General features: G+C 42.0%; 12 protein-coding genes. 4 read left to right on the forward strand and 8 right to left on the reverse strand.

The features are described from left to right. Positions 1–2,199: CLIPPER-2 domain-containing protein (locus EZV76_RS13645; RefSeq protein WP_136567129.1), on the reverse strand; the 2,199-nt coding region annotated here is incomplete at its 3' end. Positions 2,200–2,500: 301 nt separating this feature from the next. Beyond that, positions 2,501–5,278 carry an excinuclease ABC subunit UvrA gene (gene uvrA / locus EZV76_RS13650; RefSeq protein WP_136567130.1) on the reverse strand — a complete coding sequence of 926 codons (2,778 nt, stop codon included), beginning with the start codon at positions 5,276–5,278 and terminating at the stop codon, positions 2,501–2,503. A 250-nt stretch (positions 5,279–5,528) separates the two neighbouring features. On the opposite strand from uvrA, the gene EZV76_RS13655 reads away from it, so the two are divergent. Further along, the gene (locus tag EZV76_RS13655; protein WP_136567131.1) at positions 5,529–6,110 is read left to right on the forward strand and encodes an RNA polymerase sigma factor; all 582 of its coding nucleotides are present in this window, start codon (positions 5,529–5,531) and stop codon (positions 6,108–6,110) included. A 245-nt stretch (positions 6,111–6,355) separates the two neighbouring features. On the opposite strand, the gene EZV76_RS13660 is transcribed toward EZV76_RS13655, so the two are convergent. Next, positions 6,356–7,021: an endonuclease III domain-containing protein gene (locus EZV76_RS13660; RefSeq protein ID WP_136567132.1), complete on the reverse strand. Its 666-nt coding sequence runs from the start codon at positions 7,019–7,021 to the stop codon at positions 6,356–6,358. A 55-nt stretch (positions 7,022–7,076) separates the two neighbouring features. Here EZV76_RS13660 and bcp point away from each other — a divergent pair, with 55 nt between their 5' ends. Further along, positions 7,077–7,535 (forward strand): thioredoxin-dependent thiol peroxidase, encoded by a 459-nt coding sequence (gene bcp, locus EZV76_RS13665; RefSeq protein WP_136567133.1) that lies wholly within the window; start codon positions 7,077–7,079, stop codon positions 7,533–7,535. A 179-nt stretch (positions 7,536–7,714) separates the two neighbouring features. Here the strand turns inward: bcp and EZV76_RS13670 are convergent, their stop codons facing one another. Continuing rightward, positions 7,715–9,199, reverse strand: a complete 1,485-nt coding sequence (locus EZV76_RS13670; protein ID WP_136567134.1) for a TonB-dependent receptor — start codon at positions 9,197–9,199, stop codon at positions 7,715–7,717. A gap of 88 nt (positions 9,200–9,287) precedes the next feature. On the opposite strand from EZV76_RS13670, the gene EZV76_RS13675 reads away from it, so the two are divergent. Both EZV76_RS13675 and EZV76_RS13680 read left to right on the forward strand, forming a co-directional pair. After that, positions 9,288–10,052, forward strand: a complete 765-nt coding sequence (locus EZV76_RS13675) for an MBL fold metallo-hydrolase (protein ID WP_136567219.1) — start codon at positions 9,288–9,290, stop codon at positions 10,050–10,052. Between the two features lie 3 nt (positions 10,053–10,055). After that, positions 10,056–10,550: a hydrolase gene (locus EZV76_RS13680; protein ID WP_136567135.1), complete on the forward strand. Its 495-nt coding sequence runs from the start codon at positions 10,056–10,058 to the stop codon at positions 10,548–10,550. On the opposite strand, the gene EZV76_RS13685 is transcribed toward EZV76_RS13680, so the two are convergent. From EZV76_RS13685 to EZV76_RS17775, 4 genes are read right to left on the reverse strand one after another with little or no spacing between them, the layout of a single operon-like run. Next, positions 10,547–11,206, reverse strand: coding sequence for an alpha/beta hydrolase (locus tag EZV76_RS13685; RefSeq protein WP_136567136.1), 660 nt, complete (start codon positions 11,204–11,206; stop codon positions 10,547–10,549). The two genes, EZV76_RS13680 and EZV76_RS13685, sit on opposite strands and share 4 nt — an antisense overlap. Before the next feature lie 9 nt (positions 11,207–11,215). Further along, positions 11,216–11,539, reverse strand: a complete 324-nt coding sequence (locus EZV76_RS13690; protein WP_136567137.1) for a magnetosome magnetite crystal formation protein family — start codon at positions 11,537–11,539, stop codon at positions 11,216–11,218. A gap of 4 nt (positions 11,540–11,543) precedes the next feature. Continuing rightward, entirely contained in the window at positions 11,544–12,797 is a 1,254-nt protein-coding gene (locus EZV76_RS13695; RefSeq protein WP_136567138.1) for a dihydroorotase, read from the reverse strand. Further along, positions 12,794–14,716: a BatA domain-containing protein gene (locus EZV76_RS17775; RefSeq protein WP_236640927.1), complete on the reverse strand. Its 1,923-nt coding sequence runs from the start codon at positions 14,714–14,716 to the stop codon at positions 12,794–12,796. Before EZV76_RS17775 ends, EZV76_RS13695 begins: the two co-directional genes overlap by 4 nt. Between the last annotated feature and the right edge of the window lie 50 nt (positions 14,717–14,766).

The following is a 14,766-nucleotide window of genomic DNA, read 5'->3' on the forward strand; positions in this document are numbered from 1 at the left end:
CACGTTCTCCAAATCCTGGCTGCCGTTGTTGTTCACGGTCAGGRYATAGTCGATGTTGGCACAGTTGGCGTCCACGGTACCGGTCTTCAGTATGTTGATGTTGGGCACACAGCCGGAAAGGTCGGTGGTGGTGTCCCCGTCAAGGGTGGTGTCGGAGGGATGGGACTCATCGGTGACGGTTATCGCTGGCAGCCCGAGGGCATGTGCGTCCACGGTGGCCATGTTGTCCACCTGTCCGTTGGTAAGGTCGGTAGCGGTGATGGCATAGGATGCGTTAAAGACCCATGTCTCACCGATCTCCATGACCCCGGGCACGCCGTTGTCCCCGGAATCGGGTAGTGCGGGCACGGCCATCAGGGGATCGGAGACCACCACGTTCTCCAAATCCTGGCTGCCGTTGTTGTTCACGGTCAGGGTATAGTCGATGTTGGCACAGTTGGCGTCCACGGTACCGGTCTTCAGTATGTTGATGCCCGGTTGGCAGCTAGACAGGTCGGTGACCGTGGGGCGGTCTTCGTCCACATTGTCAAAATCGGACCAATCTTCCACGGTAATACCCAGAATAGGGTCTTCAGCAAAAACATGTCCTGTATTCTCCACTTTGCCATCCTCAAGATTTTGTGCGGTGATAACGTGAACTCCTGTATATTCCCATGTCTCATCGATTTGGAGAATATTGTCCCCATCGTCTCCAGAAACATAGGTGACGATTGGGACCAAGTCGTCCGTAACTATGACATTGTGCAAGGGGTGGCCATTTCCGCTTTCATTGGTTACATAAAAGGTGTATTCTACGTTGTTACAGCTATTTTCGATGCCTTTTTTTACAATGGCTATACGGGGAGCGCAGGCAGTAAGGTCGGTAACGGTTTCACGGTCTAGATCTAAGTCTGTGGGGTCTGAGGCATCTACGGAATACCGGAATGGTAATATATCCTTTATTTCTGCCACCGCATACGCCTGAGTGGTGACCTGCCCTGCAATGATATCATCTTGTGTTAGGAATACCGAACCACTCATGGTCCAGGTTTCCCCGGGTTCTAAAAAACCATTAACAGCTATGCTTTCCACAACATCGGCCGCTAAAAAATCACCCAGTTGTGGGTCTTGGATTACAATATTTTGATATAAATGGGGAACATTGTTTAAATGGGTGAGGACCAGTGTGTATTCAATTTCTTCACAATCTCCAATGATTTGCGCTTCTTTTGTAAGTGCAATAGTGCCTTTTTCGCATTCAATATAGATGTCAGTAGGTGCATCATCCAATAGATTATCACGATGGGATAAATCGATTTCCAGAGCTAAGGGGTTCCCATCAACAGTTGTAGTAACCTTGACTTGTTCTAGAATAAGGAAATCACCATAGTCAGTCTGATTTAGGGGTCTTGAGGCGGTAAACTTCCAGTTTTCATCTAAGTCTAGCAGACCATTGTTATTGGTATCCCCTGCATTAGGGTTCTCTAGAGCAAAGTTTAAGACTGGACCGAAACTGTTGCTTACATCGGTTATGGTTAGAGATTCTTTGGCCACTCCCATATGTCGAACAGAAAGTCTATATTCTATGGTTTCACAACCTGGTTGGTTGCCCCACCAATCTTTAGTTTCAACAAAAAGTAAGGTGCCGATTCGGCGACAGTTGGAAATATCGGTAACCGTTGGGGCATCTTCATTAAACTGGTCTGGATGGGAAAGATCATTTACCGTATTTCCGGGCTGGCCAAACACCTCGGCCGTTACTGTTGCTTGATTTTGAAAGGTATCCGCGTTTAGGTCCGTGGCTGACAATGACCGAGTTGCATCCAAGTTCCAGGATTCCGCTGCATCCAAAAGCCCATTTCCGTTGATATCTCCTTGGGCAACTGTGGCAACCAAGCTGGGTACGATAAACAGGGGATCATTAACGTCGATGATACTGGTAATAATCAAGGATTCGTTATTGGTACTTGTATTTCTAATGGAAACCGTGTAATCAATCACAGCACAATCGGAACTGAGGTTGGCGTCAAGACCTACACCAATACTGGGAACATATAACATCTCTACGGATGCTGTTTTGGTAGGAGCAATCAGGCTTATTTTCTCCTTGGAATCCACAGCACCTCTACCCAAATGGTAAAAGGCAAGGCAGAAAAGGGCAAGCATTAGTGCAAGTAAAGTTTTTCTATACGGTGTTGGATTTTGTTTGAGGGAGTACATAGTTTTTGGGTTTGTAGGTTTTGGGGTTGAGAAGCCTCCATCTGTAGGGAAGTACCCCAGATGTTTTCGTTTTCAATAGGTGTAACACAAGGTTGTTGATCATGGATAGACCATTTTGTTCTCTTTTAACCTACTATATTAAGGTGTGGTCCTTTTATTTGAGGGGGTAAATTGATGGATTAGTCAATCCAATTGACGAAATGGGGTTTTGGGTTGATAAAAAAATCAACCTAAAGAAATATGGTAATCATCTTACCCCTAGCTGAGGGCCAAAATTATGTAGTAGAAATACGTATTTAGGTCAAAGTTTTTCGGCCAAATATCTAGCAGTATGCGACGCATTGTTTTGGACCACTTCTTCTGGCGTGCCCTCGGCCACCAAATATCCACCATTTTCCCCGCCTTCGGGGCCAAGGTCTATAAGGTAGTCCGCACATTTGATGAGTTCAATATTGTGTTCGATCACAATCACCGAATGCCCCTTGGAAATGAGTTCGTCAAAGGACTTCAACAGCTTTTTGATGTCATGGAAATGCAATCCCGTGGTGGGTTCATCAAAGATGAACAAGGCTTTTTCCTTGGTGTTCCCCTTGACCAAAAAGGAGGCGAGTTTTATCCGCTGTGCCTCACCACCGGATAGGGTAGAGGAGGACTGCCCCAAGGTCACGTAGCCCAATCCCACATCCTGTAGGGGCTGCAACTTGGTCACAATTTTGTCCTGCTGGTGGGTTTTGAAGTGTGCCACGGCATCATCAATGGTCATGTTCAGGATGTCGTCAATGTTCTTTCCTTCAAACTGTACTTCCAGAATTTCTTTTTTAAAGCGTTTGCCGTCGCAGGCATCACACTCCAAATGGACATCGGCCATAAACTGCATTTCCACGGTAATCTCACCTTCACCCTTGCATTTTTCGCAGCGACCTCCGTCCACATTAAACGAGAAATGTTTGGCTTGGTAACCCCGCAGTTTGCTCAGTTTTTGGGAGGCAAAGAGGTTTCGGATATCGTCGTATGCCTTGATATAGGTAACCGGATTGGAACGGGACGAACGCCCAATGGGGTTCTGGTCTACAAACTCCACATGTTTAATATGGGTATATTTGCCTTCCATGGCGGTGAACTGGCCCGCTTTTTCGCCATAACCACCCACTTCTTTTAATATGGAGGGATATAGAATCTTCTTGACCAAGGTACTTTTTCCACTTCCGGAAACGCCCGTGACCACCGTCAACATATTTAAAGGAAAGGTGACATCTATATTTTTAAGGTTGTTCTCCCGGGCACCCTTGATTTGGATATAGCTTTTGGAATTACGACGCCCCTTGGGCACTTCAATGGCCTTGGTGCCATTTAGGTAATCCGCTGTGAGGGAATGGGCCTTCAGAATGGCTTCCAAACTTCCGGTGGCCACTACCTCGCCGCCCAAGGTACCTGCCTCGGGACCTATATCGATGACCTCATCGGCGGCTTTCATGATGTCCTCATCGTGTTCCACCACAATTACGGTATTGCCCAAATCCCGAAGGGATAACAGTACTTCTATCAAATTTTCGGTGTCCTTGGGGTGCAGACCAATGCTGGGCTCGTCCAGAATATACATGGACCCTACCAAGCTACTGCCCAACGAAGTGGCCAGGTTGATGCGCTGGCTTTCCCCGCCAGAGAGAGTGTTCGATTTTCGGTTGAGGGTGAGATAGCTCAATCCCACTTTGTGCAAAAAGTCCAAACGGGTGGTGATTTCCTTGAGCAAACGATTGGCAATGGTCCTGTCGTGCTCCGAAAGTTGAAGTTCCTCAAAGAAAGGAATCAACCGTTTAATAGGCAACTCAATGATATCTGAAATGGATTTCCCGGCAATCTGCACATAATTGGCTTCGGCCCTGAGTCGTTTTCCTTTACAGACAGAACATTTTGTCTTCCCCCGGTAACGGGAGAGCATGACCCTATTCTGGATTTTATAACTTTTCTCTTCGAGTTGTTCAAAGAATTGGTTTAGACCCGTGAAGTGCTTGTTACCATCCCACACCAGTTGTTTTTGGGGATCGGTCAGTTCAAACCAAGGTTTATGGATGGGAAAGTCGAAGGTATAGGCAGAGTTGACCAATTGGTCACGATACCAGCCCATGCTTTCTCCCCGCCATGGAAAAATGGCATTTTCATACACCGAAAGTGCGGTGTTGGGAATGACCAAGTCCTCATCAATACCGATAACGTCCCCATACCCTTCACATTTGGGGCAGGCCCCGTAGGGATTGTTAAAACTGAATAGGTGTACATTGGGTTCCAAAAACTTAAGGCCATCCAGTTCAAACTGGTTGCTGAATGTTTTGGTTTCACCATTTTCCAAATTTTCAATAGCGCATTCTCCCTTCCCTTCAAAGAAGGCGTTGTCTACCGCATTGGCCAAGCGGTTGTAAAAATCCTCATCATCCTTTATAATGATACGGTCCACCACCAAATCAAAAGTCCGACCTATATTTTCGGGTACTTGATCTATTCGGATAACATTGCCCTCATATTTTATCCTAGCGTAGCCTTGTTTGGAAAAAAGTTCCAAGGATTTTATGGGATCGCGGTCTTCCTTGATAGTCACTGGGGCCAATAACAACAGTTTGGCGCCCTCTTGCAATGACTTTATATAATTAATGACATCGGTTACCGTATGCTTTTTTACCTCTTTTCCAGAAATGGGGGATATGGTCTTCCCGATACGGGCATATAATAATTTCAGATAGTCATAAATTTCGGTAGTAGTGCCTACCGTAGATCTTGGGTTGGTGGAGTTCACCTTTTGTTCTATGGCAATGGCTGGGGCTATACCTTTAATATAGTCTACTTTTGGTTTGTCCAGTTTCCCCAAAAACTGTCGGGCATAGGATGATAGGCTTTCCACATAACGGCGTTGCCCCTCTGCATATAGGGTATCAAAAGCCAGACTGGACTTTCCAGAACCGGACAATCCCGTGATTACCACAAGCTTATTTCTTGGGATGACCACATCGATATTCTTGAGATTGTGCAGTTTGGCACCTTTAATGATAATATTATGCTTGGGATCTACGTTTATAGGGGTTGCCATCTGTTAAAATTAGATCCCCAAAGATACGATACACCTCACTTAATACGTATATTGCATCAGTTAACATATAAAAAAGGGCAAATCACAACATAGTTTTTTAGGTCACCTACCTAATTTTCTATATTTGGGATGTAATTAAAAATCTGATAGGCCTATACAGCGATAATTACTTTTTTACAAATAGACTAAATACCTAAAGGCTTTCCTTGAAAAAGGAAGACCCTAGATTTTAACCAAAAAAGTAATTTGTATGGAACTACAGATTAATGACTCGATATTAGTTAAGAATTACATTGCCGGAGATGAAAAGGCCCTTGAGACCTTAATTAACAGGCACAATCAACGAATTTCCAGCTTTATTTACTCCAAGGTTTTGGATCGGGATGTTGCAGAGGACATCTTCCAAGATACTTTCATAAAGGTGATCAAAACCTTGAAAAGGGGTACCTATAGCGAAGAAGGTAAGTTTTTGCCCTGGGTAATGCGGATAGCCCATAACCTTATCATTGACCATTTTCGCAAGAACAAAAGAATGCCCAAGTTCGAGGGAAGTGATGATTTCAACATCTTTTCTGTGATTAAGGATGATAAACTCAATGTAGAGAAGCAACTTATCAAAGATCAAATAGACAATGATCTTACCTTATTGATCGAGGAATTGCCCGAAGATCAGAAAGAGGTGTTGATCATGCGAATCTACAAGGATATGAGCTTTAAGGAAATATCCGAAAACACTGGGGTTAGCATCAATACAGCTTTGGGAAGAATGCGATATGCGCTGATCAACCTTCGAAAAATAGTAGACCGCAAGAATATCGTTTTAACGAATTAATAGGGCATTATATCGAACCCTGCAATATTTCCAATCTAGCGGCGTTATCTATTTGAAACATTAATGCTAGAATATGGAAAACATTTACTCTGAAGAACAAAAAGCCGTTAGATCGGTAAAAGCTAGCAAGAAGACCATTGATTTTTTGTTAAGCTATTCTAAATCGATTCATGTAGTTGACTACAGAAAGCATCAATTTGAAGTAACTTTAAACTGATAGCTTCAAAAAACAGAAAAAAGAGCCGCTAATTGCGGCTCTTTTTTGTTTTATAATAGTCATCCAATACCGTTTTTCTACCAATGGTCTTGGTGATGATGTCTTTTTCCAAATCCCAACCCCTTGCAGGAGAATATTCCCTTCCGTACCAAATAATCTGTAGGTGCAAACGGTTCCAAATTTCTTTGGGAAACAAGCGTTTGGCATCTTTCTCGGTCTGCACCACATTCTTTCCATTGCTGAAACCCCATCGGAACATGAGTCTGTGGATATGGGTATCAACAGGAAAAGCCGGAATTCCAAAAGCTTGGGAGACCACAACACTGGCCGTTTTATGTCCCACACTGGGTAATTCTTCCAAGAGTTCAATATTTCGTGGAACCTCACCATTGTATTTTTCAATGAGAATCTGTGAGAGCCCATGGATTCCCTTCGATTTCATGGGTGAGAGCCCCACGGGTTTTATAATTTCCCGTATTTCATCAACTGAAAGCTTTACCATATCAATGGGATTGTCCGCTCGTTCAAAAAGCAGTGGTGTAATCTGGTTGACCCGTACATCTGTACTTTGGGCCGATAGCAATACCGCGATCAAAAGCGTATAGGGGTCTTTATGGTCCAAAGGGATAGGAATGGTAGGATAGAGCTCATCCAAGGTTTTGATGGTAAAATCAATTTTTTCCTGTTTAGTCATTTTTGTTTAATTTTGAATTATAAATATTAAACAATAAAATAAAGACCATTCGCATATGAACATGTTAAAAGTAGGGGATAAAGTACCTGAATTTTCTTCAAAAGACCAAGATGGAAACACAATTAATCTAAGCGACTACAAGGGGAAAAAGCTTGTAGTGTTCTTCTACCCGAAGGCCAACACTCCAGGTTGCACCTTGGAAGCCTGTAATTTAAGGGACAATTACAAGGACTTGACCGATGAGGGTTATGAACTTTTGGGGGTAAGTGCCGATACCGAACGCAAACAGGCCAATTTTAGAAATAAATACAAATTCCCGTTTCCTTTATTGGCGGATGTGGACCATACCGTGATCAACACTTTTGGGGTATGGGGACCCAAAAAATTCATGGGACGTACTTTTGATGGTATCCATAGAACCACTTTTGTCATTGATGAAGAAGGCGTGGTGGAAAAGGTCATTGAAAAAGTAAAGACCAAGAATCATGCAGCGCAGTTGTTAGGCCAGGGATAACTTTGATGGATTGAGATATCGGATGTCAGACTTCCGATAAAAGACAAAACAAAAGATGCGAGAACCAAAAAGAAATCCGAAAATCTAAAATACCAACAATTTAAATTCCTCCTCAAAACTCAACTTTCAAAATAGCTTTGAATGTTCTGGCGGAACTAAATCAGAATTTGTTGAAGGAATTATGCTTTTTCCTTTTCTTTTTTCTTTTCTGGAATTTCTCCTTCGGGAAGTTCTTTTTGGGAGAAAAGATGTTTTTCCTTGATGATTTCCGGAATACCCTCGGGAAGTTCATCCTCCCATCCTTTTTCTCCGTTCATTAATTTTTTCAACACATCCCTGGAGAAGATGTGCATCACATCAGGGTCATAATCAATGATGTCCATCACCTTACCATTATACTTGAAGAACTTGTAAAGTTCCTTCATTCGTGGGTGCACCTTGACATTGTTGCTGGTCATGATCTGTCCAGTTTCTGGATCTTTCATAGGGTAGAGGTACACTTTCAAATCCTTGAAGAACAGTTTTCCAAAGGCCTCCAAGATGCCGCCACTTAAGTGGCGATAGTATTTTTCATCGAAGACATCCACCAGATTGTTCACACCCATAGTAAGCCCAATGCGGGCCTTGGTGTAGTTGTTGAAATATTCCACCAACTTATAATACTCTTGGAATTTGGAGATGAGAACCGTATGTCCCAATGAGCACAACAATTCCGCACGGTCCATGAAATCTTGTTCATCAATTTCCCCTGACGCTTTCAAATTGGACAAGGTGATTTCAAAAACCACAATGGTATTTTCAAGTTCAACCGTCTGTTCCCGGATAAAGATGTCGTATGACTTTTGGAACATGTCCATATTTACCTTGGTCACGGGCCTAAAGCTTCCCCGTAAGGCCAAAATGTTCTTTTTATAGAGGGCTGCTGCTGGCAAAAGGTTGTTGCCATCTGGCCCGAACATCACGGCATCCGTCATATCATTTTTGATCAGCTGCAAGCTCATCAATCGATTATCTACCTCTTTGAAATTAGGACCTGTAAAATTGACCATGTCAATCTCAACGGTATCCTTGTCGATATGGTCGTATAGATATTTTAAAAGTTTTTTGGGCTTGTTGAACTTGAAATAGGCGCCATAAATAAGATTCACACCCAAAATCCCTAGGGTTTCCTGCTGTAAACGGGCTTCATTTTGTTTAAAGCGAATGTGCAGGACAATCTCATCATATTCTTTTTGATCGGGATCTAATTGAAATCGGATACCTACCCAACCATGTCCTTTGTAACGTTTGGAAAAATCGATGGTTGCCACAGTATTGGCGTAGGTAAAGAACAGATAGTTGGGATTGTTTTCCCTGCTGATCCGTTCCTCCACCAATTGCATTTCATGGTTCAGCATTTTTTTTAAGCGGGACTGGGTCACATACCGCCCGTCTTCTTCAATCCCATAAATGGCATCACTGAAGGACTTGTCATAAGCGCTCATGGCTTTTGCAATAGTCCCTGAAGCACCACCGGCCCTAAAAAAATGTCGAGCTGTTTCTTGTCCGGCACCTATCTCTGCAAAGGTCCCGTAAATATTTGGGTTAAGATTTATTCGAAGCGTCTTTGCCTTGATCGAAGGGATGTTTTCAAACGCATCTTCTTTGCTGAGTACAGTAGGCATATCCGGTATTTTATTGTCAACAAAGTTACACTCTTCATTTAATCTATTAAATAAATAAGTTATAATTTTGATTTTAATGGATGACGTGATGACCATTACCTTTTTGGGCACCGGAACCTCGCAGGGGATACCTGTCATTGGTAGTAAGCATCCTGTGTGTCTAAGCAAAAATCCCAAGGACAAGAGGTTAAGGGTATCTGTACTGGTTTCTTGGAAGAATTTCAATTATGTAATTGATTGTGGTCCTGATTTTAGACAGCAGATGCTAACCAATCCCATTGACCATTTGGATGGTATTTTTTTTACCCATGAACATGCTGATCATACGGCCGGCATTGATGATATTCGACCTTTTTTCTTCCGGCAAGGTGATATTCCCATTTATGCACACAAACGGGTCGTTGCTTCATTAAAACGGAGGTTCGACTATATTTTTGCTGATGAAGACCGATATCCAGGTGCCCCTGCGGTACAGGTCAGCGAGGTACGGAAAGACGTCCCCATTGTATTGAAAGATTTGGAAGTTATTCCCATTGAGGCATACCATAATCGACTTCAGGTTTTCGGATATCGGTTCAAGGATTTTGTATACCTGACTGATGTAAAACGGTTGGACGAGCAAGAAATATCCAAGATAAGGGGCGCAAAAATATTGGTGGTCAATGCACTTCGGGAAGAACCCCATCACTCCCATTTTAATTTGGAAGAAGCTCTTGCCTTTGCCAAAGAGGTTGGAGCCGAAAAAACCTATTTTACGCACATTAGCCATATGTTGGGATTTCATGAAGAAGTAGAGAAAAAACTTCCTAAGAACGTACATTTGGCCTATGACAATTTGAAATTGAAGATTTAAACCATGAAGAACAAGATTTTTCTATACCTATTTGTATTTGCCGCCTTGTTGGCATTGTATCAATTTATAAGTGCCAGCAATCTACAGAAGGCCATGACTGCTGATGTGGACCAGTTGCAGACCAAGGTGGAACAGCTTGAAGATTCCATTCAAAAGACCCAGTTACGATTGTTGGACATGCAGTATTTTTCCTTGGAAAACAATGATGATGCCTTGGCCTATTACGACCATCTTAATTTAGAAAACCCTGCCCGATATATCGAAGACAAATTACTGGAGACCAATGAAAAATCTGGAGACAACCCGTTAATTCCCTATGAAGGGATGGAAAGTGATTTTAAAATCAACAAGATAAAGGTGTTGAACCATAAATGGATCTTGGCAGATTTTTCGGATGGAAAATTTTGGGGTGATTTGATCATTAAATACGAGCTTAAGGATAATCTAGGAGTGGATTTCACCCTGGTAGATCATTTACTTTACACTCGAAGCAATTAAAGGTGCTCCACCAACCACTTATGGAAGGAGTAAAAATTTTGCTGGGAAACCCCGTGTCCAATCGGAAATTCCTTATAAATATGGTCAACGCCAAGATTTTTTAAGAAATCCGGGGTTCTTTGTGCCCATTCCAAAGGAATCACTTGGTCTACTTGACCATGGGAAGCATAAATGTGTAGGTCGCTAAAATCATTGTTCATATAGCCCTCCTTCAAAATATTTTCATCGATATAACCGCTAAGAGCAATTACATTTTTCACTTTTTCAGGATAGGAAAGTGCCACGGCATAACTGAGGATGCTTCCTTGGCTAAATCCTAAAAGGGTAATGTTTTCTGGATCTAAATCATAGGCATTAATAGCTTCATCTATAAAGCCCACGATTTTTTCACGGGATTCCGATGCTTGTTCCGCATCGTTCCATTTACCGTGGGTCGCATCAAAATTGATGGCATACCAAGCATACCCGAAAGGGTCTAGATTATAGGGTGCCCTTGCCGAAATCACCAAAAGTTCCTCTGGCAGTTCGGAAGCAAATGAAAAGAGATCTTCTTCATTGCTGCCATACCCATGAAACATGAAAATAGCTGGTTTCTTACCGGATTCAATAGTTGATGGACGAACAAGGTATTCCAAAGATAGTGGGATGGGGGACATGGGATGTTTTTAGGAAATAAAGGTAAACCATTTTTGAAAATGCTCCCCAATAATGGGCAGGGGACTCTTCTTTCCTGATGAAGCTTGGGCGAGCCCATATACCAATAGCACTAAATACAATCCATAGAGAGGTAGGGTAAGGGATACGATTTGGCTAAAAGATAACACAATGGCCATGGCATGGAACAATAAATGTATGCCAAAGGCCTGCCTAATATGAAACCTGGCATATGCATTTCGAGGCTCCATATTCATGCTCATGGCAATCAAACAGCCCACTAAGGTGATATAAGCAACTATTGCTGTGGTTTTACCTGATTTGGCTTCGTTCAAAATTTTAGATTAAAATGTGATCATTATTGATTACCCCATAAACCTTACCTTTCATGGGCGCTCCCAAAAACATACTATTTTTGGAGGTGGATAAGATATGGTCCACACCGAAACTGTATTCCACTTCTGGGTCGAACAAGGTAATACAAGCCTTTTCGCCTTCCTTAATAACCAAATTCTGTAAACCAAAACGGCTATGCCCTTTGGTTAATATGGATATGGTTTCTTCCAATCCAAATATGTGATTTAGGGCCCCAAATGCAGATTCAAGACCAAGGCTACCATCGGCAGCATTATCAAACTCCACCCTTTTTTCCTCAACATCTATGGGAATATGGTCAGAAGTAACATAATCTATAGTTCCATCTTTTATCCCTTTAATGAGGGCCTTGACATCTTGCTTGGTTCGAAGAGGTGGTGATACTTTAAAATTAGTATCAAAATCGCTGAGCATTTCATCTGTATGTACCAAATTGTGAATGGCGACACTACAGGTCACATCCAATCCTTTTTTCTTGGCATTGGCAATCAGCTTAACAGATTCTGATGTGGAAATGGTGGGAATGTGCAATTTTCCTCCTGTATATTCCAGAATAAATAGGTCTCGGGCTATTTGAAGTTCTTCCGCCAATGATGGAATTCCCTTTAGACCCAAAGTGGTGGACATTATTCCTTCATGGGCCACTCCCACACCTTTAATATTCCCATCTTGGGGAAAAGAAAACACTAAACCATCAAAATTTTGTGCATATTGCAAGGCAATTTTTAAAAGATTGGGATTGGCAACCTGTTTTTTAAAGTCATAAAAGGCCACTGCACCGGCATTCTTCATATCAAAAAGTTCTGCCAAATCCTTGCCTTCTCCTTTTTTGGTCAACGTACCCATAGGGTAAAGTCTTGTCGGCTTGCCGTGCCCACGCTCCTTTAAAAAGACCACATCAGAACTGGTATCGGGAACTGGCTCTGTACTGGAATAAAGGATAATGTCTGTAAAACCACTTTTTGCAGCTACATAAAGTCCATGTGCAATGGTTTCACGTTCCTCATGTCCGGGTTCGCCAAAACTTACGCCAGTATCCAGCCAACCTAGAGAGATATGGAGGTTTTTTAAATCGACCAATTTAGTGTTCGATGGCGCATCTATGGTGGCGGCAATTTTCTCAATAGTTCCTTTTTTTATAAGGATATCCCTTTTTTTCAAGTGTAGTTCCTTGTTGTCTGGGCACACTATTCTTGCAGCCTTGAGCAGAATGTTCATGGAATGAATTTTTGGATGATTACCTCTATCAGCGCAAAAAGCAACGCTAAAATAACAAACCATTTCCAATAAGCGGCAATATTACTTTCAGCGTCTAAATAGGTAAAAAGAGCTGCTATGGAGTCCTGGGTATTGGTATTGGGCAGATTCTCAGTATCTAAATAGACCAATCGGCTTTCCGTTCTGGGATAATTAAAACTTATATTTCTTAGTTCCTCTTCTTTTTGTTTTATGGTATAGATGCCATCTTCAGTAGGATTTTCATCAAAAGTGAGTCTGACCTTATTGGGGAGATTCTGCTGTAGCGGGATAAATTCTTGATTGTCCTTTGAAATCCTTAAAATGTCGTCATGACCCATTTGTGTGGGAATATCCACCAATTCCTCCTGTCCCAATGTGTGCTGTATACGGGATTGCTGTAAACTTCGCATGGCCATATTATAAAATGTGGGAACGATTAATGGAGAACTGGTAAAATTGGAGTTTTCGGTTTCCAATGAGGACGTAAAACAATAAAAACCATTGATTCCCACCAAGAAAGGCTCGTTATTGCCAAAGGAAAGTATCTGCGGTAGATTGGACTGCAACCTATAGTATTTTTCAACTTTTGGATATTGAAAATTGGTTACTCTTCTTTCAAAAACATTTTTATATAACGGATGGTCAAATGAAATGGAGGTTATATCAGCTCTATTTGGCACACCAGCAATTAAACTTGTATTGGAAAACCCTGAAAGAAAGTCATTGTAAGACGCCAATTCACTTTCTTCAGAGGGTATTACCACTATGGTCCCACCGCTATTTTTAAAAGAAAGAAGAATTTGTTGAAGGCTGTTGGGGACAGACCTCAAATTATCCAAAATCACCGTGTTTTGTTCATCAATGCTACTGTAGTCCAATTGATCCAAAGGAACTTTTCTGAAATCAAAATCATCTTCAGTGTATAAGCGTTTCAAATAATCACTGTTTGAGCTGCTTATGGCCAAAACCTTTACTTTTTCCTTGCGGTCGATATTAAAATAAAACTGATTGTCATATCCCAAACCATTATCAGCAATTACCAGCCTTCCATTGATTTCATCAGTGTTGGGAATGGAAAAAATCACTTCGGATACGCCCGTGGCAGAAAACTTGGCGGCCGATTTTGCAATAAGCGAAGAACCATTATAAAGGGAAATGGGCAGTGCATCATCCTGTACTCCTCCGGATAAAAGCACAGTTAGACTGGACTGGACTGAAAAATCATCATCCAAATAAATGGAATCTATGGAAACATTCGACAGGTTGGGTGAGCGAACAGGGACATAATAGGAATTTATGGTTGAATCCGATGTGGCTCCGTTAGATGCCATGCGCTGTTGAAAATCCGAAATAATCAGAAGATTTTTTACAGTACCGCTGGACTTTGAAAATAAAGTATTGGCCTTTAGCAGAATGTCATCCAGATTCAACTGTTTGTGGGAATACGAGAGAGACAGTAATTGGTTTTGCACGTCTTTCAGGTCTACATCCCTAAAAGAATGTTCATTGGTAAAGAGGCTAAAAACTGCCTCTCCATTAATATTTCGGATCAGGTCTTGAACAGATTTCTCCAAAAGGGATACCCCATTGTTCTTGGCCTGCATGCTGAAGGAATTGTCCAAATAGATTACCATTTCCTTTTCTTGCAAAGCCGTTGCAGCAGAAGAAAAAGGCTGGGCAAACGCAATGATGAGTGAAGCGAGCAGCAGCAATCGAGTAGCCAGTAAAAGCCACTTTTTAAGTGTATTGCTTTTTCTGGACTCCGCCACCACTTTCTGAAGCATGGCCACATTGGTGAAAGGTGTTTTCTTGAACCGCCTTAATTGAAACAAATGGATTAAAACGGGAATGATGAGAAGAAATAGGGCCCAAAGGATTTCTGGATGTTTAAACTGCATTCCCAATGTTGATTGAACAAATATAGGGATTAAAATAGTGAAGCTTCTTA

The sequence above is a fragment of the Flagellimonas alvinocaridis genome (genome assembly GCF_004916895.1).
GTDB lineage: Bacteria > Bacteroidota > Bacteroidia > Flavobacteriales > Flavobacteriaceae > Flagellimonas > Flagellimonas alvinocaridis.

Bases quoted from the DNA above. Each gene is read 5' to 3' on its own strand.
- uvrA (WP_136567130.1), bottom strand. From the start codon at position 5,278: ATGGCAACCCCTATAAACGTAGATCCCAAGCATAATATTATCATTAAA.
- EZV76_RS13655 (WP_136567131.1), top strand. From the start codon at position 5,529: ATGGAACTACAGATTAATGACTCGATATTAGTTAAGAATTACATTGCC.
- EZV76_RS13660 (WP_136567132.1), bottom strand. From the start codon at position 7,021: ATGACTAAACAGGAAAAAATTGATTTTACCATCAAAACCTTGGATGAG.
- bcp (WP_136567133.1), top strand. From the start codon at position 7,077: ATGAACATGTTAAAAGTAGGGGATAAAGTACCTGAATTTTCTTCAAAA.
- EZV76_RS13670 (WP_136567134.1), bottom strand. From the start codon at position 9,199: ATGCCTACTGTACTCAGCAAAGAAGATGCGTTTGAAAACATCCCTTCG.
- EZV76_RS13675 (WP_136567219.1), top strand. From the start codon at position 9,288: ATGACCATTACCTTTTTGGGCACCGGAACCTCGCAGGGGATACCTGTC.
- EZV76_RS13680 (WP_136567135.1), top strand. From the start codon at position 10,056: ATGAAGAACAAGATTTTTCTATACCTATTTGTATTTGCCGCCTTGTTG.
- EZV76_RS13685 (WP_136567136.1), bottom strand. From the start codon at position 11,206: ATGTCCCCCATCCCACTATCTTTGGAATACCTTGTTCGTCCATCAACT.
- EZV76_RS13695 (WP_136567138.1), bottom strand. From the start codon at position 12,797: ATGAACATTCTGCTCAAGGCTGCAAGAATAGTGTGCCCAGACAACAAG.
- EZV76_RS17775 (WP_236640927.1), bottom strand. From the start codon at position 14,716: ATGCAGTTTAAACATCCAGAAATCCTTTGGGCCCTATTTCTTCTCATC.